The 24427-nt window shown below is 58.2% G+C and carries 25 protein-coding genes; 10 read left to right on the top strand and 15 right to left on the bottom strand.

The window, feature by feature from the left end; genetic code table 11:
- From metA to mazG, 5 genes are all read right to left on the bottom strand, one after another.
- Complete coding sequence (metA, locus tag C8N45_RS15590) at nt 1-918, bottom strand: homoserine O-acetyltransferase MetA (RefSeq protein ID WP_108387192.1); 918 nt, start codon at nt 916-918, stop codon at nt 1-3.
- Nucleotides 919-941: 23 nt separating this feature from the next.
- Nucleotides 942-1817: an ATPase gene (locus C8N45_RS15595; RefSeq protein WP_108387279.1), complete on the bottom strand. Its 876-nt coding sequence runs from the start codon at nt 1815-1817 to the stop codon at nt 942-944.
- Nucleotides 1818-2106: 289 nt separating this feature from the next.
- Nucleotides 2107-2790 carry an HAD family hydrolase gene (locus C8N45_RS15600; protein WP_108387193.1) on the bottom strand — a complete coding sequence of 228 codons (684 nt, stop codon included), beginning with the start codon at nt 2788-2790 and terminating at the stop codon, nt 2107-2109.
- 38 nt (nt 2791-2828) lie between these two features.
- Nucleotides 2829-3833 carry a Fe(3+) ABC transporter substrate-binding protein gene (locus C8N45_RS15605; RefSeq protein WP_108387280.1) on the bottom strand — a complete coding sequence of 335 codons (1005 nt, stop codon included), beginning with the start codon at nt 3831-3833 and terminating at the stop codon, nt 2829-2831.
- A gap of 68 nt (nt 3834-3901) precedes the next feature.
- A complete protein-coding gene (gene mazG / locus C8N45_RS15610) occupies nt 3902-4729 on the bottom strand; it encodes a nucleoside triphosphate pyrophosphohydrolase (RefSeq protein WP_108387194.1) in 828 nt (275 codons plus the stop codon).
- Between the two features lie 62 nt (nt 4730-4791).
- Here mazG and C8N45_RS15615 point away from each other — a divergent pair, with 62 nt between their 5' ends.
- The 7 genes from C8N45_RS15615 to C8N45_RS15645 all read left to right on the top strand — a co-directional run bounded on the left by C8N45_RS15615 (nt 4792) and on the right by C8N45_RS15645 (nt 11142).
- Nucleotides 4792-5949, top strand: coding sequence for a M20 aminoacylase family protein (locus C8N45_RS15615; RefSeq protein ID WP_108387195.1), 1158 nt, complete (start codon nt 4792-4794; stop codon nt 5947-5949).
- Nucleotides 5950-5996: 47 nt separating this feature from the next.
- Nucleotides 5997-6965 carry an agmatinase gene (gene speB / locus C8N45_RS15620; protein WP_108387196.1) on the top strand — a complete coding sequence of 323 codons (969 nt, stop codon included), beginning with the start codon at nt 5997-5999 and terminating at the stop codon, nt 6963-6965.
- Nucleotides 6965-7906 (top strand): agmatinase, encoded by a 942-nt coding sequence (gene speB, locus C8N45_RS15625; protein ID WP_108387281.1) that lies wholly within the window; start codon nt 6965-6967, stop codon nt 7904-7906. The genes speB (C8N45_RS15620) and speB (C8N45_RS15625) overlap by 1 nt, the downstream gene beginning before the upstream one ends.
- 67 nt (nt 7907-7973) lie before the next feature.
- Complete coding sequence (locus C8N45_RS15630; RefSeq protein ID WP_108387197.1) at nt 7974-8426, top strand: DUF1499 domain-containing protein; 453 nt, start codon at nt 7974-7976, stop codon at nt 8424-8426.
- Between the two features lie 18 nt (nt 8427-8444).
- Nucleotides 8445-9500: a peptide chain release factor 1 gene (prfA, locus tag C8N45_RS15635; protein ID WP_108387198.1), complete on the top strand. Its 1056-nt coding sequence runs from the start codon at nt 8445-8447 to the stop codon at nt 9498-9500.
- Complete coding sequence (gene prmC, locus C8N45_RS15640; protein WP_245882693.1) at nt 9497-10381, top strand: peptide chain release factor N(5)-glutamine methyltransferase; 885 nt, start codon at nt 9497-9499, stop codon at nt 10379-10381. Before prfA ends, prmC begins: the two co-directional genes overlap by 4 nt.
- Nucleotides 10382-10572: 191 nt before the next feature.
- Nucleotides 10573-11142, top strand: a complete 570-nt coding sequence (locus C8N45_RS15645) for a DUF4167 domain-containing protein (RefSeq protein ID WP_108387199.1) — start codon at nt 10573-10575, stop codon at nt 11140-11142.
- Nucleotides 11143-11171: 29 nt separating this feature from the next.
- On the opposite strand, the gene rsmA is transcribed toward C8N45_RS15645, so the two are convergent.
- From rsmA to lptF, 6 genes are read right to left on the bottom strand one after another with little or no spacing between them, the layout of a single operon-like run.
- Nucleotides 11172-12017, bottom strand: coding sequence for a 16S rRNA (adenine(1518)-N(6)/adenine(1519)-N(6))-dimethyltransferase RsmA (gene rsmA, locus C8N45_RS15650; RefSeq protein WP_108387200.1), 846 nt, complete (start codon nt 12015-12017; stop codon nt 11172-11174).
- A gap of 45 nt (nt 12018-12062) precedes the next feature.
- Nucleotides 12063-13022: a 4-hydroxythreonine-4-phosphate dehydrogenase PdxA gene (pdxA, locus tag C8N45_RS15655; protein WP_108387201.1), complete on the bottom strand. Its 960-nt coding sequence runs from the start codon at nt 13020-13022 to the stop codon at nt 12063-12065.
- A complete protein-coding gene (locus C8N45_RS15660) occupies nt 13019-14242 on the bottom strand; it encodes a peptidylprolyl isomerase (protein WP_108387202.1) in 1224 nt (407 codons plus the stop codon). The genes pdxA and C8N45_RS15660 overlap by 4 nt, the downstream gene beginning before the upstream one ends.
- A gap of 18 nt (nt 14243-14260) precedes the next feature.
- On the bottom strand, nt 14261-16357 hold the full coding sequence (locus tag C8N45_RS15665) for an LPS-assembly protein LptD (RefSeq protein ID WP_108387283.1): 2097 nt from the start codon (nt 16355-16357) through the stop codon (nt 14261-14263).
- A 1-nt stretch (nt 16358) separates the two neighbouring features.
- A complete protein-coding gene (lptG, locus tag C8N45_RS15670; protein ID WP_108387203.1) occupies nt 16359-17453 on the bottom strand; it encodes an LPS export ABC transporter permease LptG in 1095 nt (364 codons plus the stop codon).
- Nucleotides 17450-18580: an LPS export ABC transporter permease LptF gene (lptF, locus tag C8N45_RS15675; RefSeq protein ID WP_245882695.1), complete on the bottom strand. Its 1131-nt coding sequence runs from the start codon at nt 18578-18580 to the stop codon at nt 17450-17452. The genes lptG and lptF overlap by 4 nt, the downstream gene beginning before the upstream one ends.
- Before the next feature lie 142 nt (nt 18581-18722).
- Here lptF and C8N45_RS15680 point away from each other — a divergent pair, with 142 nt between their 5' ends.
- Together C8N45_RS15680 and C8N45_RS15685 are read left to right on the top strand one after the other, a co-directional pair.
- A complete protein-coding gene (locus tag C8N45_RS15680; protein ID WP_108387204.1) occupies nt 18723-20189 on the top strand; it encodes a leucyl aminopeptidase in 1467 nt (488 codons plus the stop codon).
- Nucleotides 20190-20642: a DNA polymerase III subunit chi gene (locus C8N45_RS15685; protein ID WP_108387205.1), complete on the top strand. Its 453-nt coding sequence runs from the start codon at nt 20190-20192 to the stop codon at nt 20640-20642. It abuts the gene before it with no gap.
- 1 nt (nt 20643) lies between these two features.
- Here C8N45_RS15685 and C8N45_RS15690 read toward each other — a convergent pair whose 3' ends face one another.
- The 4 genes from C8N45_RS15690 to C8N45_RS15705 all read right to left on the bottom strand — a co-directional run bounded on the left by C8N45_RS15690 (nt 20644) and on the right by C8N45_RS15705 (nt 23899).
- On the bottom strand, nt 20644-20751 hold the full coding sequence (locus C8N45_RS15690; RefSeq protein ID WP_108387206.1) for a DNA polymerase III subunit chi: 108 nt from the start codon (nt 20749-20751) through the stop codon (nt 20644-20646).
- The gene (locus C8N45_RS15695) at nt 20748-21326 is read right to left on the bottom strand and encodes a retropepsin-like aspartic protease family protein (protein WP_108387207.1); all 579 of its coding nucleotides are present in this window, start codon (nt 21324-21326) and stop codon (nt 20748-20750) included. Before C8N45_RS15695 ends, C8N45_RS15690 begins: the two co-directional genes overlap by 4 nt.
- A gap of 17 nt (nt 21327-21343) precedes the next feature.
- Nucleotides 21344-21973: a MarC family protein gene (locus C8N45_RS15700; protein WP_108387285.1), complete on the bottom strand. Its 630-nt coding sequence runs from the start codon at nt 21971-21973 to the stop codon at nt 21344-21346.
- A 72-nt stretch (nt 21974-22045) separates the two neighbouring features.
- Entirely contained in the window at nt 22046-23899 is a 1854-nt protein-coding gene (locus C8N45_RS15705) for an ABC-F family ATP-binding cassette domain-containing protein (protein ID WP_108387208.1), read from the bottom strand.
- 158 nt (nt 23900-24057) lie between these two features.
- Between C8N45_RS15705 and C8N45_RS15710 the strand changes: the two genes are divergently transcribed.
- Nucleotides 24058-24408 (top strand): DUF6614 family protein, encoded by a 351-nt coding sequence (locus tag C8N45_RS15710; RefSeq protein WP_108387209.1) that lies wholly within the window; start codon nt 24058-24060, stop codon nt 24406-24408.
- Nucleotides 24409-24427: the final 19 nt, after the last annotated feature.

Consider the following 24427-nt stretch of genomic DNA (forward strand, 5'->3'; position numbering starts at 1 on the left):
TTACGTCCCAATTTTTTCAAGCTCAAAAGGCGTGGTCTGATAAATCTGGTTGATCCAGTTCCCATAAAGCAGATGTCCATGACTGCGCCATCTGTTCTGCGGTGTCTGGGTCGGGTCATCGTTGGGGTAGTAATTGGCAGGGATATTGATCGGTGTGCCGCTTGCAATATCGCGATCATATTCTTGCTTGAGTGTTTCGCTGTCATATTCGAAGTGGTTGAAGATATAGAGCGCACGGTGATCCTGATCTTCGACCAGTGCCGGGCCAGCTTCATCGCTGGTAATCAGCGTCTTGAGGCCGGGGGTGGCATCAATTTCATCCTGGCGCATTTCAGTCCACCGGCTGACGGGGATCACGCAATCATCGGAGAACCCGCGCAGATAAGGTGAATTGGGGGCTGTATTGCGATGGCGCAGACAGCCAAAGAGCTTTTCCTTCAGAAGGTGTTTTTCAACGCCGTGAAAGTAATTGATCATCGCCATGCCGCCCCAGCAGACACCAAAAGTGGAATGCACATTGGTCTGGGTCCAGTCAAAGACCTGCGTCAGCTCTTGCCAATAGGTCACGTCAGCGAACGGCAGATGCTCAATCGGGGCGCCGGTGATGATCAACCCGTCAAATTTCTGGTCCTTCACCTCTTCGAACGGGTGATAGAATTCCTCCATGTGGGCGGCGGCGGTGTTTTTGGTCTGATGCTCTGACATGCGGATCAGGGTCAGTTCGATTTGCAACGGCGTTGCCCCGATCAGCCGCGCGAACTGGTTTTCGGTGTCGATCTTTTTGGGCATCAGGTTCAACAAGGCGATCCGCAGCGGGCGGATATCCTGATGGGCGGCGGCATCTTCGTCCAGCACCATGACACCCTCGTGGCTGAGGACGTCATAAGCGGGCAGGGCGGAAGGCAATTTGATTGGCATCGGTCAGGTCCTGATTGGGTGCATCAAATAGTGGGTGCGCTGTGCTTCTCAAGGGCGTCGGCGATCATATCCACAAATCCCGCTTGATCGTGAACCTGCGTGACCGCATCCATCGGTACCGTGATCCCCCACCGGTCGGCCATGGCCTGATAACGGGGCTGGCGGTGGGCCAGTGCCTTGGCAAAGGCCCAGCGGATGAAATCATCCGGGTCCACCTTGTCTGGCGTTGTGCTGAATTCCGTCAGATAAGCCTGCCACGTTGCCAGCAAAAAGGCGGGATCATAGGACATCGGCTTGGGTTCACGGTCAAACCGGCGGACAAGTTCGGCGGTATGCGCGTCGGTGCCCTTGATCCAGACCATCAGGGTCCTGGAAGCCAGATCTGTCATGATCGGATCATCCGGATCATGCGCATCGACCCATTCGCAGATTGATCCACCCGTATCGCAGATGAAGTGCGGATATTGGTACAGATCATACGAGCGTTCGATGAAATATCCGGTGTCATGCAGAGCGGCCACTTCGGCGGCTTCGAACTGCGCCTGCCTGCGGGTATATTCATCCCACGGCAGCCCGCCCAAGTCGGGGTTGCCGGGCTTGCCCAGATAAGACGACATCGGGCGCAGGTCATCGAACGATATGTTGGACCCGATATAGATGCTGTTGGAGCGCAGCAAATCCCGCAGGAATGGGATTTTCATCGCCTCGCGCTTGGCATTGTCGGCGATCTGTTCGCCCATGTAGCGGGTGCCAATGCGGTAATCGATCGAATAATGAAACCAGTCCCCGCTGTCACGCAGCATTTTGGACAGATAGGTTTTGCCAAGCCCCGACATAGCAAACAGCAGGACACGTTTTTGCGGGGCGTTGCGCCAATGGTCAGCGGTTGTGTAAATCATGGTGGCAAGGGTTAAAGCCATGTGATCCAAGACGCTAGGGCCTTTCACTCGAATTGTCGCGGGTGGGCCGTTATGCGTTGGCGCCGGAAGAGTAGTTGATTTTTGCTGACCTTCGGAATGGAATGTTGCTTTTCAACTCATTCCATCAGGGTGGATTGAGTGGAATCCACCATTATTGCGGCCCTATTGGGGGTTGGATCTCTTTTCGCGATCATCCGCATTTAAACTGGAAGAAACGTGCCTACACCGTCAAAGAACGTCGATCTGAAAATTGAATCGGCGGTCGCCGCTACATCAGCCCCAACAGCTTTGCCCCTGCGACCAAATCCGCCGCTATGTGTTGACCAGAGGCCGCGAAGTCGGGCGAGGGGTGTTTGATGTCAGGCACCTGTACCGTGGTCATGCCTGCCGCCAATGCCGCGCGGACCCCGTTTTCGGAATCCTCGAACGCCGCACAGTCGGCGGGCGCGATCCCAAGGGTTGCGGCTGCCCGCAGATAGATATCGGGCGCGGGTTTTCCGCGTGTCACCTGATCACCGCCGATGATGATCGGAAAGTGATGACCGATGCCAGCCTGCGCCAGATGCTTGTGGGCGTTGGGTGTCTTGGTGCTGGTGGCGATGGCATAGGGCAGGCCCGTGCCCTGCAAGTGGCTGACCATAGCCGCAACGCCGGGTTTGACGGGCAGGGGGCCTTGGGTCAGTGCGCGGACTTCCACAGCCCACCGGGCGTCAAAAACTGCGGCTTTCATGATCCCTTGCAGACCATTTTGCAAAACGGCCTGTCCTTCAGCCTGAGGGCGTCCGATCATCTCGAGGAAGGTCGCATCATCGGGGGGCAGATCAAAGCTGGCGCGGGTGCGTTTGTATCCTTCGAAATAAATCCGTTCGGTATCCAGCAGCAGCCCGTCCATATCAAAAACGACCGCCCGGATGGGGCGGTCGTTTGCATTGATGGTGGTCTTCTTGTCCATTTGCTTTGAAAACCTGAGCGCCGGGTTGTTGTCCAGACTTATCCGTCGAAGTTGACTTCTTCCATGATCCGCAAAGCAACAGGACGATTTGCAGCCAGTTCGCTCAGATTGGTGTCGTCTGCGGTGAAGGTCCCCCAACCGGCGACCAGATCGGACAGATCTGCGCCCTCAAGAACCGGATATTCATAGTTCAGTTCGGCGTAGATCGACTGCGCTTGGGGCGACACGAGGAATTCCATCAGTTGCAGTGCGTTGTCTTTGTTCGGCGCTGCGGTCGTCATGGCCACGCCAGAGACATTGACATGGGTGCCGCCGCCTTCGAATGTCGGGAAGATAATGTCGACGGCGTTGGCCCACTCGATCTGCTCATCATTTTCAAGCATCTTGCCCATATAGTAGGTATTTCCAAGGCTGATGTCGCATTCGCCGGCCCAGATCGCCTTGACCTGCGCACGGTCGTTGCCTTCGGGTTTGCGCGCAAGATTGTCCTGTACGCCCGTAGCCCAAGTTTTTGCCGCTTCTTCGCCGACATGGGCAATCACTGCGGACATGAGGGCAAGGTTGTAATTATGCAGCCCCGAACGGCTGCAAATCCGGCCTTTCCACTTGTCAGAAGCAAGGTCCTCGTAGGTGGTGATTTCGCCATCGGCGACCCGGTCCTTGGAGGCATAGACGATCCGCGCCCGTGTCGTCAGACCAAACCAGCGGTTTTCAGAGTCGCGCAAAGTGTCTGGGATGGCAGCGGTCAGCACATCGCTTTGCACAGGCTGGACGACACCGGCATCAACAATCTGTTTGAGGTTGGCAATGTCGACCGTCATCACCAGATCGGCAGGCGAACGGGCGCCTTCGGCTTTCAACCGTTCGACAAGCCCGTCATCCACAAATGCCAGATTGACGGCGATGCCGGTTTCATCCGTGAAGGCATCCATCACCGGCTGGATCAGTTCGGGCTGGCGGGTGGTGTAGATGTTGACGTCTGCCAGTGCAGGGGCGGCCATTGCGGCGCAGGTGCTTGCAAGAAGAAGGGTTCGCATAGTCATCATGAAGGCTCCGTTGTTAATGGTGCCCTTAAGCCTGAGTCTTTTTGTCGGGTCAATACCTGAATAAATTAGTCAGACATTATTTTTTGCTTTTCTGCCAGTTTGGCTGCGTCCCAAAGGGCGTCCATTTCCGCCAGATCACTGTCGGCTGGCGTTTTGCCAATATCTGCTAGCGCATCTTCGACAGCTTCAAACCGCCTTGTGAATTTGGCGTTTGTGGCGCGCAGGGCCGCTTCGGGGTCGATATCCAGATGGCGGGCAAGGTTTGCGACGACAAACATCAGATCGCCGAATTCTTCCGTGACCTCATCCTGCGTCAGCTTGTCGCGTGCCTCGACCAACTCGCCCGCTTCTTCGACGATCTTGTCAATGACATGGGATGTGTCGGGCCAGTCAAATCCAACCCGTGCCGCACGCTTTTGCAGTTTCACCGCCCGTGTCAGGGCGGGCAGGCCTGTTGCCACCCCGTCAAGCGTACGCGTCTGGGCTTTGCCTGCCCGCTCTGCCGCCTTTATACGTTCCCAGTCAGACACCTGTTGTTCGGCCGATTTATCGCGTGATTCGTCGCCGAAAACATGCGGATGCCGTGCGACCATCTTGTCCGATATCGCCTTGACCACGCTGTCAAAGGTGAAATGTCCGGCCTCGGACCCCATTTGCGTGTGATAGACTGTTTGCAGCAGCAAATCGCCCAATTCGCCCTCCAGTTCGCCCCAATCACTGCGTGCGATAGCGTCGGCGACCTCGTAGGCCTCTTCTATTGTGTATGGCGCGATACTGTCGAAGTCCTGTTCGATGTCCCAGGGGCAGCCGGTTTGCGGGTCGCGCAGCCGCCGCATGATTTCGAGCAGCCGTGGCATGCCTCCGTTTGGATCATGAATAAGGTCGTGGGCCATTGCGTCGTCCGGTAAGTTGCGTTCAACTGCACCCTATTGAGCCTGATAGCGGAGTGCCACCCATGCCTGTAATCAATCGGATCGCCGATTATGCCGATGATATGACCGCCTGGCGCAGACATTTGCATATGCACCCAGAATTGCAGTTTGACTGCCATCAGACCGCAGCTTTTGTTGTGGAACGGTTGCGCGACTTCGGCGTGGACGAAATTCACGAGGGGATCGCCACGTCCGGTGTGGTGGCGATCATCAACGGTCAGGGTGATGGCCCGACGATCGGCCTGCGGGCTGACATGGATGCGCTGCCGATGGATGAAAAGACCGGGCTGGATTACGCATCGACCGTACCGGGGCGGATGCATGCCTGCGGCCACGACGGACACACAACAATGCTGCTGGGCGCGGCCCGCTATCTGGCTGAGACCCGAAACTTCAAAGGCCGCGTTGCGCTGATTTTCCAGCCCGCCGAAGAGGGCGGTGGCGGCGCGCAGGTTATGGTGCAGGAGGGCACGCTGCAACGGTTTGACATCCGCGAAGTGTATGCTTTGCATAATGCGCCGGGGGTGGGTGTGGGCGCATTCCATACGATGCCGGGGCCAATAATGGCGGCGGTGGACACGTTCCATATCCATATTGCCGGACGCGGCGGCCATGGCGCCTATCCCCACGAGACTGCCGACCCGATTGTTGCGGCTGTCGGCATGGTCAATGCAATCCAGACTATCGTCAGCCGCAATCATGATGCGCAGAAGGATCTGGTGGTCTCTGTCACCCAGATTCACACCGGGTCTGCCGACAATATCATCCCAGACACGGCCTATGTGAACGGCACCGTGCGCACGTTCGACAAGTCGGTGCAGGCGATGGTGAGGACCCGGCTGGAAGATATCGTGAACGGGCAGGCGGCGACCTATGGTGTGACTGCCGCGTTTAATTATGATGTTGGCTATCCGGCCACGGTCAATGACCCGGCAAGAACGGCGTTCGCTGCCGATGTCGCCCGCGAAGTCTCTGCCGATGTCGATGAGGCCGCCGGACGCGAGATGGGCGCAGAGGACTTTTCCTATATGCTTGAGGAACGGCCCGGTGCTTACTTGTTCGTCGGCAATGGTGATACTGCGGGACTGCATCATCCCGCCTATGATTTTGATGATGAGGCCGCCCCTGCGGGCGCGTCATTCTTTGCAAAGCTGGTGGAGCGCGCTTTGCCGCTGTCGTGATGCCTTCGGCGAAAGTTTGATTGGACGAAGAAAGTCAGGGGACGGTTATGTCATTGAAGAAGGCCCGCGAAGATGTGGATGGTGCATTTACGCGTGAGGGGCGGCGGGGGCTGTCATTCGAGAATGCCTTTGGTGGTGCCACTTCATTTTTGCGCCGGACCTATAGCAAGGATTTGACAGGCTTTGATCTGGCTGTGACCGGGGTGCCATTCGATCAGGCCGTTACCCATCGCCCTGGCACCCGTTTTGGCCCGCGTGCAATTCGCGAAGCCTCCAGCTTGCAGACCTATGACCCGCCTTATGGGTGGGACGGGTTTGATCCTTTGGGTGAATATGCCATCGCGGACTATGGCGACGTAGCGTTTGATTATGCTGATGTGCGATCTGTTCCCGCACTGGTGCAGGCCCATATCGCGGGCATATTGGCCCGAGGGTGCCGCGCGGTGACATTGGGCGGGGATCACTTTATCACGCTCCCGATCTTGCGGGCTTATGCCGAGAAATTCGGACCGATGGCCGTTGTGCAGTTTGATGCCCATTCCGACCTTTGGCCCGATGATGATATGGACCGCATTGACCACGGCACCATGATGTACAAGGCGGTCAAGCTGGGGCTGGTGGATGTGGACCATTCTTTGCAGGTCGGGATCAGGACGGACTGTGCCGATTATCTGGGGATGCCTTACATTGACGCACGGACCTGTCATGAAAGGGGCCCTGCATGGGTCGCGGCCCGGATCAGAGACCGTGTCGGCGATTGCCCGACTTACGTGACCTTTGATATTGACGCGCTTGATCCAGCCTTTGCGCCCGGCACGGGCACGCCAGTCTGGGGCGGTCTGGCCAGTTGGCAGGCCGCTGCAATGCTGCGTGATATGGCCGATATCAACATGGTCGGCGGCGATATCGTCGAGGTTTCGCCCCCCTATGACACGACCGGCGCCACGGCCGTTGCGGGCGCGCATATCGCGATGGAGCTTTGTTGTCTGGCCCTTTGGAACAAAAGGAAAAAATGATGCCCAATATGCCCATCAGCGGCAATGATCTGGCCCGGTTTTCGGGGCCGCAGAGTTTTATGCGCCTGCCGCAAGTGGAGACGGCAGACGGGTTGGATGTCGGCTTTATCGGCATTCCTATGGATATCGGGACATCGTGGCGGTCGGGCACCCGCATGGGCCCCAAACAGCTGCGCGAACAGTCCGCCATGATCAGACCCTATAACATTCAGACAGGCGCCGCCCCGTTTGATGCCCTGCAATGCGCCGATCTGGGCGATATTGCGATCAATACCTTTAGCTTAAGCGATAGTATCCGCATTATTACAGAGGCTTACGCCGCGCACTTGCGGCATGACTTTATACCGATGACCCTTGGCGGGGATCATACGCTGACTTTGCCCGTGTTGCGCGCAGTGGCGGCCAAGCATGGGCCGGTGGCACTTGTTCATGTCGATGCCCATGCAGATGTGAATGACGAGATGTTCGGTGAACGCGAAACCCATGGCACTGTGTTCAGGCGCGCCTATGAGGAAGGAATCATCACGCCCGACAAAGTGTTTCAGATTGGGCTTCGTGGCACCGGATATACGGCCGATGACTTTGCGGAAGCCGCTGCTTGGGGTTTCAACCAGTTCCTTGCGCCTGATCTGTGGCATAAATCGCTGACGCCACTGGCGCAGGAGATCAAGGCGAAAATCGGTGATCAGCCGTGCTATATCACCTACGATATCGACAGTCTTGACCCGGCCTTTGCGCCCGGCACTGGCACGCCAGAGATTGGCGGGCTGACAACGCCGCAAGCGATGGAGCTGATCCGGGGGTTGCGTGGACTGAACATCGTTGGCTGCGATCTGGTCGAAGTGTCGCCGCCCTACGACCCGTCTGGTAACACGGCCTTAACCGGTGCCAACCTTATATTTGAAATGTTGTCGATTTTGCCCGGGGTTCCCTACCGTTAAGGCTGGCGGCCTTTCGGAGATGACCTTATGAGGGCGCAAAGTAGTTTTTAAATGGGGCAGGTTTGCTATGCGCTGGTTTCTTTTGGGTGTGATCGTCTTGTTGGCCGCGGCGCTCATTCTGCCGCGCGTGATTCCGGTCACGGCAGAAAGTGTGCATGCGACCTTTCCGGCCAACGTGCCCGGCGACTACCCTGCATCAAAGGGTTATTCGGTCACGCGCGAGATTACGACGACACCACAGCGATTACTTGAGGTGCTTGACGACATTGCCAAATCGACACCGCGCACCCGCTGGCTTGCTGGCAGCGTCGAGGAACGCCAGATAACCTATGTCACCCGCTCGCGGATATTCGGCTTTCCTGACTATACCACAGTGCAGATCGTGATGGCTGAAGACGGGCAGACCCCCCTGTTGCAGATCAGCGCCCGTGCCCGCTATGGAAAATCCGATCTTGGGGTCAACAAGGAACGCGTCAACCGCTGGCTTGCTGAGCTTGGGCTCTTGACCGTGGCCCCCTGATCGGCCACTTCCTATGCCATGATTGCAGCAGACAAGATTGAACAGATCATCGACCGCTTCCAGTTTCTTGAGGCAAAGATGGCAGATGGCAGCGCGGGCAATGACATCGGTGCACTGGGCCGCGAATATTCGGAATTGCGTCCGGTGGTCGAAACCGTGACCGCTTACAAGGACCTGCTCAGCCAGATCGCCGACGCAGAGGCGATGTTGTCCGATCCCGAGATGAAAGAGTTGGCAGAAGCTGAATTGCCGGAATTGCGCGCCGCACTTGCGGCCTCAGAAGAGGAAGTGCAGCTGGCCCTCTTGCCCAAAGATGCCGCCGACGCGCGCCCTGCCTTGCTTGAAATTCGACCCGGCACAGGGGGCGATGAGGCGTCACTTTTTGCCGCGGATCTTTTGCGGATGTACCAGCGCTATGCCGAACGGCAGGGCTGGCGTTTCGAGATACTGGAGCAGAGCCTGACAGAGCTTGGCGGCATCAAGGAAGTGGTTGCCCGCATCGCAGGCGATGGCGTTTTTGCCAAGATGAAATACGAAAGCGGCGTGCACCGGGTCCAGCGCGTGCCTGAAACCGAAAGCGGTGGGCGCATCCATACCTCTGCCGCGACAGTCGCTGTCCTGCCAGAGGCCGAGGACGTGGATATAGAGATTAACCCCGCCGATATTCGTATTGATACGATGCGCGCATCCGGGTCCGGCGGCCAGCACGTCAACACAACTGACTCAGCCGTGCGCATCCTGCATGAACCCACGGGAATCATAGTTGTCAGCTCTGAAAAATCCCAACATCGTAACCGTGAAATTGCCATGCAGGTCTTGAAAACCCGGCTGTTTGATCTGGAGCGTCAACGGGTTGACAGCGAACGCTCTGCCGATCGCAAAAGCCAGGTGGGGTCCGGCGACAGGTCCGAACGGATCAGGACATATAATTTCCCGCAAGGGCGGATGACCGATCACCGGATCAACCTGACGCTTTATTCGCTGGGGCAGGTGATGCAGGGCGATCTGGATGAGGTGATCAGTGCCTTGCAGGCCGACGCTCAGGCAACCCTGCTGGCCGAGATGGGCGCGTGACGACGGTTCAGCAGGCAATCACTACCCTTATCAATCGTCTGAACGCGGCTGCCAGGTCAGGCGGCCCTGTCCCTGACAGGCCGCGCGAGGCGCGCATGCTTCTGGCGCATGCGATGGGGGTGCCGTCGCAAAGGCTGACCTTGCTGGGCGGCGACGATCTGCCCAATGAGGTATTACAGGCCGCACTTGGCCTGGTTGACCGGCGCATCAAGGGTGAACCGGTCAGTCACATTCTAGGGCGCCGCAACTTTTTTGGCCGTGAGTTCTTTGTTGATCGTCGCGTGCTGGACCCGCGCCCCGAAACCGAAGAATTGGTTATGGCGGCTTTGGGTCAGCCCTTTGACAGGGTCCTTGATCTTGGAACCGGCAGCGGGGCGATCATCGTCACGCTCTTGGCCGAGCGCCCTGGGGCCCACGGGTATGCCACGGACCTGTCTGAGCAGGCCTTGCAAGTCGCAGAGCAAAACGCGCAGACCCATAGTGTGGCCAACAGGGTGCAGTTTCAGCGTGCTGACTGGCTTGCAGGCATAATTGGTCGCTTCGACCTGATTGTCAGCAATCCCCCCTATATCGCCGCCACAGAAATGGAGGGGCTGCAAGACGAGGTGCGGCTGTACGAACCGCCCATGGCGCTGACCGACGGGGCGGACGGGCTCACTGCATATCGCACCCTGATTGCAGGTGCACCCGCCCATTTGAGCCCCGGCGGACGCCTGATTGTCGAGATCGGGCCAACGCAGGCAGAGCCGGTCCGCGACATGATGGAAGCAGCCGGTCTGGTTGCCGTGGATGTCCTTCCGGACCTTGATGGGCGCGACAGAGTTGTGAGTGGAAAAATGCCGCAAAACCTGTCCACCAATAGCGCAAAAACCCCGAAATAGCGCATTTTTCCTAATTTGGACTTGTCATGAACCCCCTCACATGCCTATTTAGATGCATCGGATGGTGAGAGGGTTTTTGAAGTCCTTTCCCCGATCAGTCGCCAAAACATCGCAAGGCTCCATAATAAAGACGCGCAAGCGAGCGCGACAGAAGCTAGCGCAACGACAGCCAAAGGCTTGAAAGCACATCAATGAGATCATCGAAGTCACGGTCGCGGAATAAGAACCGCAATAACCGGCCCTCGGGCGGTAACATCATCAACCGGGTGTTTGACAGCTCTGGCCCGGATGGCAAAGTGCGCGGAACACCGCAACAGATCATCGAAAAATATAACCAGCTTCATCGCGATGCGGTATTGTCGGGCGATCGTGTTGACGCGGAAAATTTTGCGCAACATGCCGAACATTACACCCGTCTTTTGGCCGAAGCCCAACGCGAAGTTGATGCACGCCGCGAAGAACAGGAAGCCCAGAACCGCGAGCGTCAGGCAGAGCGGGACCGCGAGCGCAACGAACGGTTAAAAGCACAGGAAGCGGCCCAGGCTGCCCAGCCCGATGCGCCAGTTGACCCGTCCAAGATGGAACAGCCGGTTATTGAAACCTCAGAGGCTGACCGCGAAGACAGCGGTCTGGTTGAAACGCCGGAAGAAAAGCCAAAACGCCCGCGCAAACCACGGGCGCCGCGCAAACCGCGCAAGGCGGCCAGTGATGGCGACGCTTCCCCACAATCCACGCCCGACGCACCCGAAGCAGCGGAATAACGCACGCGCCTTCCTGTTTCCGTGGGGGTCTAGCTGTCCTGTTCCAAGCTGCGGGCGAGTGCGCAAAACGCTTCCAAACCAACCTGCTCTGCGCGTTCCGTTGGTTTGATCCCCGCCTCCATCAGGTGCTGTTCGATATCTGGACTTACCGATTTCAAGGCTGACCGCAACATCTTGCGCCGTTGGTTGAAGGCTGCAGCGACAACCCGGTTCAAGACGGCAGCGTCGGCTGCAAATCGTGGCGCGGGCAGGGCCGTCAGATGCACCACAGCCGAATTGACCTTAGGTGGCGGGCTAAAGGCTTCGGGCGGCAGTTCCATAACGATCTGCGCATCGGTACGCCATTGCGCCAACAGGGCCAACCGTCCGTAGGCTTTGCTGCCAGGGGTGGCCACGATGCGTTGGGCAACCTCGCGTTGGAACATCAGCGTCAGGCTTTGCCAAAACGGCGGCCACATAGGCGGTGTCAGCCAGCGGACCAGTAATTCGGTACCCACGTTGTAGGGCAGGTTCGCCGCCACTTTGATGGGTGGTTGCAAATAGGCCAGCGGGTCCACATCCAACGCATCGCCCTGAATGGCCTGCAAGCGACCGGGATAGGCGTCGGCAATCTCTGCCAGCGCGGGCATGCAGCGCGGGTCTTTCTCGATCGCCCGTACTTTGCGCGCACCTTCGGCCAGCAACCCGCGGGTCAGCCCGCCGGGGCCGGGGCCGATCTCAAGCACATCGGCAGCGGTCAGATCCCCCGCAAGCCGGGCAATCTTGGCTGTCAGGTTGAGATCAAGAAGAAAGTTCTGGCCCAGCGATTTTTTCGCTGCCAGCCCATGCGTGGCAATGACCTCGCGCAGGGGGGGAAGATCATCAATGCTGCTCATGTTTTCTTATGGCCAAAAATATCCCCGCCGGAGGCTCCAAACCTATCAGCCATGCCGCACCTGCGCCATTTCGGCCGCCATTCGCAAGGCGGCGATCATCGACGTCGGATCCGCTTTGCCCTGGCCTGCGATATCAAAGGCGGTGCCGTGGTCAGGGGATGTGCGAATGAATGGCAGCCCCAGCGTGACATTCACACCACCTGCAAAATCAATGGTCTTGATCGGGATCAGGGCCTGATCATGATACATGCAAATAGCGGCGTCATATGTGGCACGGGCAGCAGCATGAAACATCGTATCCGCCGACATCGGGCCGTTGATATCCATTCCGGTCTGTCGCAGAGCGGCAATGGTGTCGTTGATCCAGGCCTGCTCTTCAGTCCCGATCTTGCCATCCTCGCCCGCATGCGGGTTCAGGCCCGCAACCGCAATGCGCGGGGCCACAATGCCAAAATCCTTGATAAGCGCCTTGTGGGTGATGTCCACCGTCTGCCGCAGTAACGCAGGGGTCAGCGCCTGTGGGACGGCGGACAGCGGAATATGGATTGTCGCGGGAACAACCCGCAACGCAGGACAGGCCAGCATCATGACAACCTGCTCCGCTCCTGCCAGATGCGCCAGATATTCGGTATGACCCGGAAAGGCAAAGCCCGCCCCATCTGCCAAGGCGGCCTTGTGAATAGGCGCGGTGCAAAGCGCCGCAGTCGTCCCTTGAGACGTCAGCGACACGGCGGTTGCAATCGCATCAATGACCCCTTGGGCATGGGCAGGGTTTGGCGTACCTGCAATTGCAGGGGGGCCAAAATCACGGGCGAGCACGTTGAATTTGCCGGCTATCCAGTTGGATGGGTCCTGCGTGATCGCAATATCGGTGCCTGCGGGCAGGTGCCCCGGATCGCCGATCCACAAAAGTGGCAGTGCATTGCCTAATGCGGCCCAAGCGGCAACGGCGATTTCAGGGCCGATACCTGCGGGTTCACCACAACTGACCGCGATTGGCTTCATCGGGTTTCAATGACCGCCGCTGCGCGCAGATCAGACAGCAGCGCGTCTGCAAAACCGCCCAGTCGCTGGCTTCTGATCTGGTTGCGTACGGCATCAGGGTCAGCGCCTGCCTGTCCCGCAGCAGTCCGGCTGCACAGCATCAGCAAGACAAGCGTGTTGCCATTGTCGCGGGTCAGATTGGTCGAGATTTCGCCCGGGTCAAGCCGGGCAAGTTCCAGTGCGACATCGCCGGGAATATCGGCAGGCGGCACGTCGGACCTGTCCAGCACCTCGGCTGGCTGGTTTCTTGCGATCCCATATAGATCATCGCAGGTGTCTGCGCGGTTTGCGACCTCCTGCGCGGTTTGCAGGGCAGCGGCACTTTGGCCACCGGCGATGTAATAGGCGGCATAGTCGATGCTGACGGGCGGGCTGACAGACTGTGCCACTTCGCGGATGCCGCGCATCTGGAACAGGGCGACGCCGTTGGTGATCGTGATCGGCTCGGTCACTTCACCGGGGCGCAAGTCCAGCAAAAGCTGGCGCAGTTGAGGCGGATAGTTTGTGATCGGAAGCCATCCCAGCCGCCCGCCCTGATCGCGTGACGGCAGTGCAGAGACTTCGCGCGCAGCGGCCTCAAAGCTTGCGAATGAGCGCAGGCGCGAAATCCGTTCCGCCGTTGCCTGCGCTTCCCGGGCACGGTCTGGCGGGGCGGGAATGATAATTTCAGACAAAAGCACTTTGATGGCCGTGGGCCGATTGCCCCTTTGGGCGATGGCGCGTTCGATATCATTGTCGGTGATCGTGACCTGCCGTCCAAAACGGGTCCGGATATAGTCACGCCACGACACGCCCACTTTGACAAAATCGCGCAGGGTTTCCGGTGCGATACCATTTTGCTGCAAGAAACGGTTGAAGCTGTCCAGATCCTGATTGGCCCGGCCTGCGAATTCTTCGAGCGCCGTGTTCAGGGCCTCATCGGTCAGCGACAGGCCGACCCTGTCCATCTCCTGTTGTTTCAGGCGATCCTCGATCAGGCCCTCGCGCGCCTGCCTGTTCAGATCACCCGGCGTACGGAACAGTTCCAACAGCAAGATGCGCTGCGATAGTTCAAACTGGGTAATGACCCTGTCGTTGACCGTAATAACCGGTGCGAACTGGCCTTGGGCCTGCGCACCGCCAAGGCTGGTCAGGCTCAGTATGAATGCCAGAAAAGCTGCGAATGTCAGTCGTGCGCGCATTGGGTCCTCATCGTGCTTTTAGTTCCTGCAAGGGGCGGCCGGGCCACTTTGTGATCGTCCGACAGAGAATCCAGTCAGGGATCCACTGATGCCGTATGTTGTTGTTGGTTCTACGTTAGTCGAAGAGGAATAGCGGCGCGAGGCGGAAACGTCGATGGTCACGCATTCGTTGCGCCACCTCAGCCCGAGCGCCGCGCTGACGGGGCGATCCTGAGCGACGTTGTAGCGCCCATCTGCAGTCAGCGACCAGGCCTGTGTTATTTTGGCGCCTGCATCCACGGTCCATTCCGACAGTGTTTCCTCGCGTTCTTCGATTGGATCGGCGGCCTGCCAGATATAGGCCGTCGCCAGCGAGAGGTCGCGGCTTTCCCACCCGATCAGGCTGGCTGCGCGGGTTGCCTCCCCTGTGTCATCAAGCAGTGCATAGGCATCAAAGGAAAAACCGTCGGGCGTGCGTATCTGTCCTGCAATCAGCCAGTCTGAAAAGCTGCCACTCAAGCCAGAAGAGGGCGTAAAATCAGTCTCGGAACTGTCCCTGACCACCCGTCCAAAGGCCAGCCTGCTGCTGGCGCCTTCGTTGCCATAGCGGGTCCATGACACGCCATATGCGGCCTGCGTGCCGGTTTCAACGGCATCATCCCCCGCAAACCGCGAAAGCGCCAGCAAATTGCCACTGTCAAATTCGTTGCGGGTGCTGTCTTCGTTCGGGGGGGTGCCACCAAGTGCCGTTGATGCAGCCGCCTGCACCACAGGTTCTATGACATGTGTGACACCTGTGGCTGTTGTCATGGCCCACGGCCAGCGCAAGGCAACAGCCGCGTTCGGGACAACACGCAGTCGTTCATCAGAGAAGGCCGCATCATCCGCGACCCAGTAGGCATCGAGGCGCGCTCCTGTTTGTGCGCTTGCCAGAATGCCACCGGGCAGGACCCAACTATTTTCCCAGCCGCTCGCGACGCCTGCCCGCACAACATCGCGCCCCCGCACGCCGTCGAGATCACTGAACCGGTAGGACAGGTCCAGCCCTGCCTCGACATGGGTTATGCCGCCAATGGCGGGGCGCAGCCGCTGTTCATATCCCAACTCGGCCACAATCGGAGGCAGCGTGCTGTTGGTTTCGTCGTCGCGCAGCGTTTGATAGTAGGTCAGATTGGCCTGTAACAGGCTGTTTTGCTTGACCCTGATGATACTGACAGCGCTATCGATTCGGTCTTTCGATGAATAATTATAGTCAGACAAGTATGAAGGGTCAGACACAGTCTCGATGTCGAAGCGCAGCGCGACATCCTGCGGCAAGTTGAAATTCCCGTTCGCAAACAGATAGGTCCGCAAACCTTCTTCCAGCGTGTCTCTGCTCGCCGCGCCTTGCAGGCGCAGGTTTCCGTTTGTGAAGGCTTGGCGGTAGATCAGTTCCAACGTGCGGGTTTTTTCAGACAAATAGGGGGTCAGGGTCACATCGCGCGAATCCCCCAGTGTCACGAAATACGGCAGACGTATGCCGACCCCCAGTTGGGTGTTCGTTTCCTGACTTGGGATCAGGAAACCATTCGCCCGGTCAAGCGTAGGGTCAGGAAGGCGCATGCGGGGCAGCCAGAAAACCGGTAACCCCTTGATCCTGACGATAGCATTGTCGAAGTAAAGCTGCTTTTCTTCGGCGTCATGCACGACACGTTCGGCGCGGATATCCCAAAGGGGCGGGCCTTCGCCGCAGACCTGACAGGACGTGGCGGCGGTCCTGTAAAGCTGTGAAAAGCGCCCTTCGCGTCGGTCAATCTGGTTGGCGGCAAGCTGCAATTGCTGATCCAGCACAAGCCGCGCCCCCAGCAACATGCCGTTTTGCAGGCGCGGATCAAGGTCGGCCTTGTCCGCGACCAGCAGGGTCCCGTCAGCCGCCTTGATCACAATGGGGCCATCAATAACCAGTCGGTCTGACGGCTGATCATAGGTGATTGCCGTGGCGGTCAGCTTTGTGCCCTCATACAGCACTTCGACGTTGCCGCTGGCGACCAGTTGCTTGTCCTCGGTCAGCACTACGCTGTCAGCAACAAGTGTGGCCGCACCTTGGGCCACGGCAAAGCAGGGCCACATACAGAACAAGAACAATAACCAGCGCAAGTCAGCCATCCTCGCTATGCAGCAAAAAACCAAGCGCCAGCCCTATGGCCGCAAAGGGCGGTGCCCATGCCGCAAGAAGGGCAGGAAGCTGGCCGTTTTCGCCCAAAACCTGCGCAAAGTTGCGTACGAAATAGATGAGGAATGCCAAGGTGATGGCAAACATCACCATCAGTCCGGTGCGCCCGCCACGTTGATGCCGCAGGGTAAAGCTCGCACCGATCATGACCATCGCCACCAGAAAGACAGGCAGCGCCAGTTCGCTATGAAACCAGACAAGATGGCGTCGCGCCGAGAAGCCTGCGGCCTGCAGCCTGTCGATAAAGGCCGGAAGCTCCCAGATTGGGATCGATGAGGGCGTGCCGAAGCTGTCCCTGATCTGGTCCGCTGTCAGGCTGGAGGGGATCGATAAGGTATCCTCGCGTGTTGCGGTTGCCTCTGGCGTATTTGGGCTTTGCAGGTTCCAGACCTTGGCCTGTTCAAGGCCCCACGCATTATTCTGCAATTGCGCTTTTTCAGCCTCGATCCGGCGGACCGGCGTGCCCTCGCGGTCAAAGCTCAGGAATGTCACCTTTGTCAGCCGCGTGCCGTCCAGATTGGTGCTTTGCGCGCGGATCACCGTTTGCCCGTCCTGATTTCCTTGTCGCAACCAGAACCCCGAGGATGCAATGGACAATGTCGAGGATTCGCCGCGCAAATCATCGACGCGGACCTCGAACTGTTTCGAGGTGCCAGCCACAATCGGGTTCATCACCGCAACAGCCAGCACGCCAATCGTCAGGGCAACAGCAAGTGGCGCCAAGAGCGACCGCAAGGCAGAGCGCCCCGCGGCGCGTGTGACCACGAGTTCTGACGATCTGGCCAGACTTAGAAACAGCGCGATTGCCGACAGGATCATGATCAGGGGCAAAATCCGGTAAACCGCGCGAGGAACATTGAGCAGCGTGAGCGTGAGGATATCCATGAATCCCGCCTCAAGCCTGCCAAAGCGGCGCAGCTGTTCGACCAGATCGGCCAGTAGCATGATCAGTACGAATACAGCGAACATCCCCAGAAAGGTGAACAAAAAACGCCGGGCAAAGTAGCGATGCAGGGTCATGTCGCGTCGGCCTCTTTTATCCGGCGTTTGAACAGATAAGGGCGGCTTGAAGCAAAGAGCAGACACCAGATGATGCAAATGCCAGTGACAATCGGAAGGTAAGCTGCGAACCACAGGCTGTCGTCCTTTCGGGCCAAATTCAGGCCGATGGACTCTGTGCCTTTGACAACAACAATCAGCACAATCGCGGCCACGATCTGCCGCCATACGCCAAACCGGCTATGGCTGCCGACAAGAAGGGTCGCAAATCCCAAAAGTGCGGCTACCGCACCCAGCAAAGATTGGCTGAAACGGTCATGTCCACGCGCGATCAGGCTGGCGGCACTATTGCGCGTCTCTTTCACCACTTCCGGCGTTGGCCGCAAAAGCTGCCATGTGCCCAGCTCTGCCGCCCTGCGCCGACTACGGGACTTTGTCCCGACAAGCGTGCCGATATTGTAAGCGAAATCTTCGAATGAGGTCACGACAAGGCGCTGGTCTTCTGTCGTCAGATTTTGCACCAACCCGTCAATCATCACCAATTGTGTTTCGCCTGCATCCCTGATCAAAAACGCCTTTTTGGCGGTGTAGATCACATGCTCGGTCGGGTCGCGGGTGTCGGAAAGAAAAATGTCGAGCAGTTCATTTTCTGCCGTGATTTCGCGGATGTAAAAGCTGACCCCCTCGGCAGGTTCGATGAACTGCCCTTCGGTAAACAGCCGCGCGGTCGCGTTTTGTGCGATATCATACTGGCGCTCGGCCAGGCGCGAGGTGCTGACAGGGACAAGGAAATGGATAAGCACCGACATCAGAACCACAACGATCAGACCAAAAAACAAGACCGGGCGCGCAAGGCGAAAGGAAGAATAGCCAGTGGCCTGCACAACAACCAATTCCGATTCCGTTGTCATACGATTGGTGACATAAACGGCGGCGGCAAAGGCTGCTAACGGGGCCGCCAGCCGGATGACCGAGGGCAGCGACAGGGCTGTGAATTCCAGAAATACCGCAAAGGACTGGCCGTCTGCGATCAACTGATCAAACAGCACGACCGCGCGGTTGATCCAATAGATCAAGACCAGAATGAGGCTGAAAAACCCAAACAACACCATAAGCTGCGACAGCAGATATCTGTCAAATCGGGCCAAGCTTGGGTCCTTTGCTGGAACGGGTGCTGCGTTTTTCGCCAAACTAGCCGATCATGAGATGGGATTGAACAGCTATCTGGTCATTGCGCCACCTGCGGGCTACCTATGGCCGAACAGAGTTTGACTGAAAAGGGCTAAACCCATGACGACACCAATCGAAATTCACTTCAAGGATGTTGATCTAGATGCGGTGGAAACCGCGACTGGTAAGATCGCGGTTGTCGTGGGACAGGACGGCAAGTTTGACATGGGGGCCCGCCGGGTCAACAAATTATCCCGCAAGATGCTGGACCGGTTCGTTGAAAGCGAGAGTTTCGAAAAGATGGCGCAGGGTGATGTGCGCGCGCTGTCCTATCCCGCAGGGCTCGCCGCGTCAGCGATACTTGTGGTCAAGCTTGATCGCAAACGGGTGCCGGATGCCGCCCGCAAGGCCGGGACCCAACTGGCCAAGGCGCAGGGCACGGATAATCTGCTAATCCTTGCCGGTGCAGTCCGCGCCCCCGAAGAAATGGCGCTGGGACTGGCGCTGCGAAATTACCGCTTTGATGCGCACAAAACCGGCGAAAAGAAAGCACCCGGATCAGCGACCTTCATGGTGTCCAAACCAGAAGAGGTGGCCAAGGCGGCGGCACCAATGGCCGCAATCGCTGAAGGTGTGTTTTTCACCCGTGACCTGACAAACGAACCCGCAAATGTGCTCACAACCGATGATTTTGCAGCGCGGCTTGCTGCGATGCGGGAATTGGGGCTGGAGGTCGAAATCCTTGAAGAGGATGATCTTGAAAAGCTTGGCATGCGCACCTTGCTGAGCGTCGGGCAGGGGTCCGACAGCCCCTCCAAGGTGGCCGTCATGTCATGGAAAGGTGGCGGAGAGGAAGCCCCGTTTGCACTTGTGGGCAAGGGTGTTGTGTTCGACACAGGTGGGATCAGCCTCAAGCAGGCGGCAGGCATGGAAACCATGACCATGGACATGGGAGGCGCCGGGGTTGTGGCCGGTGTCATGCGCACACTGGCCTTGCGCAACGCCAAGGCCAATGTTGTCGGGCTTGTCGGGCTGGTGGAGAATATGCCGTCAGGCTCTGCTACCCGCCCCGGTGATGTGATCAAATCCATGAAGGGCGACACGGTCGAGATCATCAATACCGATGCGGAGGGGCGCCTCGTGCTGGCGGATGTGCTGTGGTACACGCAAGAGCGGTTCAAGCCCACAGGGATCATCAATCTGGCCACACTGACGGGCGCGATTATTGTGTCGTTGGGGCATGAAAATGCGGGTGTCTTTTCAAATTCCGATGAATTGAGCGATGACTTCCTGAAAGCCGCCAAGACCGAGGGCGAGGGCGCGTGGCGTCTGCCGCTGGCACCGGCATATGATGATCTGATCAAATCAAAGGTGGCCGACATCAAGAATAGCGCGGGCCGCAATGCGGGCTCGATCACGGCGGCGCAGTTTCTCAAGCGGTTCGTAAAGGACGACGTGCCATGGTGCCATCTGGATATTGCCGGGGTGGCCAGCATCAGCAAGGAATCCGCCTATGCCCCCGCCGGGGCGACCGGTTGGGGTGTCATGGCGCTGAACCGTTTGATTGCTGACAAATACGAGGGCTAGATGGGGGCCGCCTATTTCTATCACCTGACCGAAAGCCCGCTGGAACAGACCCTGCCCATGTTGCTGGGCAAGGCACGGCAGGCGGGCTGGCGCGTGCTGGTGCGCGGCAAGGATGCGGCCCTTTTGCAGCGGTTGGACGACATCCTGTGGCAAGGTCCCGAAGATGGTTTTCTGCCTCATGGTCAGGCAGGCGGGCCGCATGACGCCGATCAGCCGGTGTTGCTGGGCGATGTCGCCGCGACAGGCTTTGCCTGCGTAATGAGCGTTGCGGGTGCAGATGTCACACCCGATGAGGTCACAGCTTTGGAGCGGACCTGTATTCTGTTTGACGGGCATGACGGGGCCGCACTGCAAACCGCGCGCGGACAGTGGAAAACGCTGACTGATGCAGGCTGTGCAGCGCAATATTGGGCTCAAGAGGATGGGCGCTGGACCAAAAAGGCCGAGAAGTAACCTAAGGCTGCGCCATGAAATAGGCGAATGTCGGGTCGAAATCTTCGGGCAGTTCCGGTGCGGGTGCACAGGCGCTCAACATAGCCAAGAGGATCACAGCTTTTTTCATCGTGTCAGCACCAGTCTGCCATTTCGGATTTCAATGCGGCTGAATTGATCAAGGTAGGTCATGCCCAGCAATGACCCGAACATCTGCCCTTCGTTCACCACGGCCGGTACGTTTTCGTCAACAATGCCTTCCAGTGCGACCGTATCCAGTCGCACGGATGCGGTGCGGACCTCTCCGTTGGCTGTGCTTGCGATACCAAGATAGCGCAGGTTTTCGGGTGAAAGCCCGACGCGTGCGGCGTCCTCTTGGGTCAGCACCACCTGACTGGCGCCGGTATCCACGACAAATTCAACCGGGGTGCCGTTAACCTCAAGGGTCAGATAATAATGCCCGTCCATGCTGCGTGGGACTTCGATTGCCCCGTCGATCATCACCGATTGTTGTTGCGACACGTCGCGGCTGATGTCCTCCCACAACCCGTAAGCCCCGACGACGCCGACAAAGATCAGCGCCCAGATCGCTGCCTGCTGTAGTGTTTTGCCGATGTTGTTGCGTTGCGACAGCAAAAAAGAGCCGCCAATGGCGGCAATAAGCAGGCTGAGGTACAAGACCCGCATGAGATCACCAGTTTCCATGGATCGATATATAGGCGCTAGCCGCCGATCCCGAAACCCCGCAGGCCATCCAAAATGAACTGGATCGCAAGGGCTGCCAGCAACATGCCCAGAACACGGGTGACGATGTTCAACCCTGTCTTGCCCAAGGCCCGTTCAATCGCCGGTGCGGCCAGAAACGCCAGAAACACGATCAGGAGCACGGCCAGAAGCACGCCTGCGATTGCGCCAAACTCTGCCGCGCCATTCGCCTGACCCGCAAGCAGGATAATTGTCGTGATCGCACCGGGCCCCACGATCATCGGCAAGGCAAGCGGGAAAACAGATGGATCATCGTGATGTTCGGCCTGTCCTTCGGCAGCGTTATCTTCGCGCCGGGCCTGCCGTTTCTGGAACAGCATCTCAAGCGCGGTCAAAAACAGCAGAATGCCACCCGCGATCCGGAATGCATCCATGGAGATACCTATAAAGCCCAACACGGCCTCGCCCAGTGTCAGGAACAGCATCATCAGCCCCATTGATACCAGACAGGCCCGGACAGCAATCGTGCGCCGTTGCGCCGGTGTCATCCCTTGGGTCACGGCGATGAACACAGGCGCCAGTCCCGGCGGGTCGATGATGATGAACATCGTCGTGAAAGCGGCGATCAGGGCGGGAATTTCAGTCATGAACGTGGCTGTTTGCGAATGTCGGATGCCTCCGGCGGGGATATTTGGGGCCATAAGAAGCTGGGGTGCGGGTCATTGTTTTTCCGCCTTTTCCAGCTTTTCAAGGGCTGCCATCCACATGGCCTCTGCCCGTTCCAGACCATCCATGACTTCGGCGTATTTCTTGTTCCATGTGGCCAGTTCGCCTGCTTTTCCGTCCTCGTAAAGCGTCGGATCGGCGAGTTTCTTGGCAAGTTTATCGCGCATGTCATTGATTTTCTTGACGCGCTCTTCATTTTTGCGCACGTCGCTGCGCAGGGCTAGCAGCGCCTCGCGGGTTGGCTTGGCGGCTTTGACTGGCTTGGTTTTTTCTTTTTCATTCGTCTTGTCAGGCGTCAGCAGCATCTTGCGATAGGCTTGCAGGTCTTCTTCGTAGGGTTTCACATGCCCGTCTTTGACCAGCCATAGCCGGTCGGCGACCATCGACAGCAAATGCATGTCGTGGCTGACAAGAATTACAGCACCTGTGTAGGCGGTCAGCGCCTCGACCAACGCTTCGCGGCTTTCGATATCAAGGTGGTTGGTCGGTTCATCAAGGATCAGCAGGTGCGGTGCAGGCAGCGTGGCCAGCAGCAGCGACAGGCGCGCTTTTTGCCCACCTGAGAGCCGCCCGACTTCGGTCTCGGCCTGGTCAGCGCCCAGCCCGAAACTGGCCAGCCGCGCGCGCAGCTTGGCTTGACCCTCGTGCGCGCGTTCGCGGAACAGATGGTCGAGCGGGGTTTCATCGACACGCAGTTCATCGACCTGATGTTGGGCAAAGAAACCGATGCGCAGCTTGTTGGATGTCACCATCTTGCCGCGCGCGACGGGCAAGCGGTCTGACAGCATTTTCGACAGGGTCGATTTGCCTTCGCCGTTGCGCCCCAGCAAGGCAATCCTGTCGTCCTGATCAATCCGCAAATTCAGGTCATGCAGCACGATATTGTTGCCATATCCTACGGCAGCCCCTTCGGTCGCGATGATGGGCGGCGACAGTTCCTCGGGTTCGGGGAAGGTGAAAACCGTGCGCGCCGCATCTTCGGGTGCCCGGATCGTGTCCATCTTTTCAAGCATTTTGACCCGCGATTGCGCCTGCTTGGCCTTGGAGGCCTTGGCTTTGAAGCGGTCTACAAAGGCCTGCAGATGGGCGCGCTGTGCGTCCTGCTTTTTGGCCGCTGCCGCCTGCACGGCGCGGTTCGCCGCACGCTGTTTGGCAAAAGTGTCGTAAGGCCCTGTGTAATAGATCAGCCCCTTGTTTTCGAGGTGCAGGATGCCGCCGACCGACCGGTTCAGCAATTCCCGGTCGTGGCTGACAATCAGCACGGTGTGAGGGTATTTGACAAGATAGGCTTCGAGCCAGAGCGCCCCTTCGAGGTCGAGGTAGTTGGTCGGCTCGTCCAGCAGCAGCAGGTCGGGTTCGCTGAACAGAACGGCGGCAAGCGCCACCCGCATCCGCCACCCGCCCGAAAAGGCAGAGCAGGGCATTTGCTGTTCTTCATGCGTAAAGCCAAGACCCTTAAGGATCGTGGCGGCGCGCGCTTCGGCGGACCATGCGTCGATATCGGCCAGCCGTGTCTGCACATCGGCGATCCGGTCCGGGTCGGTGGCTGTTTCAGCCTCTGCCAGCAGGGCCTCGCGTTCTGTATCGGCCCGCAGAACGGTGTTGATCAGCGACACGTCGTTGCCGGGCACTTCCTGACTGACACCGCCGATTTTCCAGCCTTTGGGAATATTCACGGTGCCCGTATCAAGCACCATTTCCCCCCGGATCACGCGGAACAATGTGGTCTTGCCGGACCCGTTGCGCCCCACAAGGCCAACCTTGTGCCCGGTCGGAATCGTGACAGAGGCATGTTCGACCAGCGTGCGGCCTTCGACGGAATAGGTGATGTCTGATATCTTGAGCATGCGGGGGCTATGCTTGATCCGCGGGGCAGGGTCAATCGCTGGTATCAAGAGGCAGGCGATTGACGGGTCGTTGATGTTCCCGATGAGGGGTGAAAGGCAGTAATCCTTCAGTAACCCGGCTCAGCTATCGTTTGCTTGAAGTTGATGTTGGAACCGGAATGAATCTTTACCATTGTGCTTTTGATTTGCAGGATGATGCAAAGGCGGTGCCCTTCGCGGTGGCTGTGACAGCCTGGATGGATTACCTGAAAGCCAATGGAAAAATTCAGTCCTGGCGTTTGTGTCGCCGCAAACTTGGGTTCGGCGCCCCGCTGGGCCGCGATTTTCTGTTGGAAATAGAATTGCGTGATCTATCCCAGTTGGATCAGGCATTCCGTTTTACCGGCACCGGTGATGAAGAGGTCGAGCGACTTTATACCGCCGTTCATCAAATGGTGGGGCAAGTTGAAACAACGCTTTACCGTCCATTCCCTGACCCTGAGCGGGCAGAGCGGATGGCGTTGCTCTGAGTTGTCATCACCAGCGATT

It is taken from the genome of Yoonia sediminilitoris, from assembly GCF_003058085.1.
Classification (GTDB): domain Bacteria; phylum Pseudomonadota; class Alphaproteobacteria; order Rhodobacterales; family Rhodobacteraceae; genus Yoonia; species Yoonia sediminilitoris.

Coding starts and splice junctions, on each gene's coding strand:
- metA (WP_108387192.1), bottom strand. CDS start 918: ATGCCAATCAAATTGCCTTCCGCCCTGCCCGCTTATGACGTCCTCAGC.
- C8N45_RS15595 (WP_108387279.1), bottom strand. CDS start 1,817: ATGATTTACACAACCGCTGACCATTGGCGCAACGCCCCGCAAAAACGT.
- C8N45_RS15600 (WP_108387193.1), bottom strand. CDS start 2,790: ATGGACAAGAAGACCACCATCAATGCAAACGACCGCCCCATCCGGGCG.
- C8N45_RS15605 (WP_108387280.1), bottom strand. CDS start 3,833: ATGACTATGCGAACCCTTCTTCTTGCAAGCACCTGCGCCGCAATGGCC.
- mazG (WP_108387194.1), bottom strand. CDS start 4,729: ATGGCCCACGACCTTATTCATGATCCAAACGGAGGCATGCCACGGCTG.
- C8N45_RS15615 (WP_108387195.1), top strand. CDS start 4,792: ATGCCTGTAATCAATCGGATCGCCGATTATGCCGATGATATGACCGCC.
- speB (WP_108387196.1), top strand. CDS start 5,997: ATGTCATTGAAGAAGGCCCGCGAAGATGTGGATGGTGCATTTACGCGT.
- speB (WP_108387281.1), top strand. CDS start 6,965: ATGCCCAATATGCCCATCAGCGGCAATGATCTGGCCCGGTTTTCGGGG.
- C8N45_RS15630 (WP_108387197.1), top strand. CDS start 7,974: ATGCGCTGGTTTCTTTTGGGTGTGATCGTCTTGTTGGCCGCGGCGCTC.
- prfA (WP_108387198.1), top strand. CDS start 8,445: ATGATTGCAGCAGACAAGATTGAACAGATCATCGACCGCTTCCAGTTT.
- C8N45_RS15645 (WP_108387199.1), top strand. CDS start 10,573: ATGAGATCATCGAAGTCACGGTCGCGGAATAAGAACCGCAATAACCGG.
- rsmA (WP_108387200.1), bottom strand. CDS start 12,017: ATGAGCAGCATTGATGATCTTCCCCCCCTGCGCGAGGTCATTGCCACG.
- pdxA (WP_108387201.1), bottom strand. CDS start 13,022: ATGAAGCCAATCGCGGTCAGTTGTGGTGAACCCGCAGGTATCGGCCCT.
- C8N45_RS15660 (WP_108387202.1), bottom strand. CDS start 14,242: ATGCGCGCACGACTGACATTCGCAGCTTTTCTGGCATTCATACTGAGC.
- lptG (WP_108387203.1), bottom strand. CDS start 17,453: ATGACCCTGCATCGCTACTTTGCCCGGCGTTTTTTGTTCACCTTTCTG.
- C8N45_RS15680 (WP_108387204.1), top strand. CDS start 18,723: ATGACGACACCAATCGAAATTCACTTCAAGGATGTTGATCTAGATGCG.
- C8N45_RS15685 (WP_108387205.1), top strand. CDS start 20,190: ATGGGGGCCGCCTATTTCTATCACCTGACCGAAAGCCCGCTGGAACAG.
- C8N45_RS15690 (WP_108387206.1), bottom strand. CDS start 20,751: ATGAAAAAAGCTGTGATCCTCTTGGCTATGTTGAGCGCCTGTGCACCC.
- C8N45_RS15695 (WP_108387207.1), bottom strand. CDS start 21,326: ATGGAAACTGGTGATCTCATGCGGGTCTTGTACCTCAGCCTGCTTATT.
- C8N45_RS15700 (WP_108387285.1), bottom strand. CDS start 21,973: ATGACTGAAATTCCCGCCCTGATCGCCGCTTTCACGACGATGTTCATC.
- C8N45_RS15705 (WP_108387208.1), bottom strand. CDS start 23,899: ATGCTCAAGATATCAGACATCACCTATTCCGTCGAAGGCCGCACGCTG.
- C8N45_RS15710 (WP_108387209.1), top strand. CDS start 24,058: ATGAATCTTTACCATTGTGCTTTTGATTTGCAGGATGATGCAAAGGCG.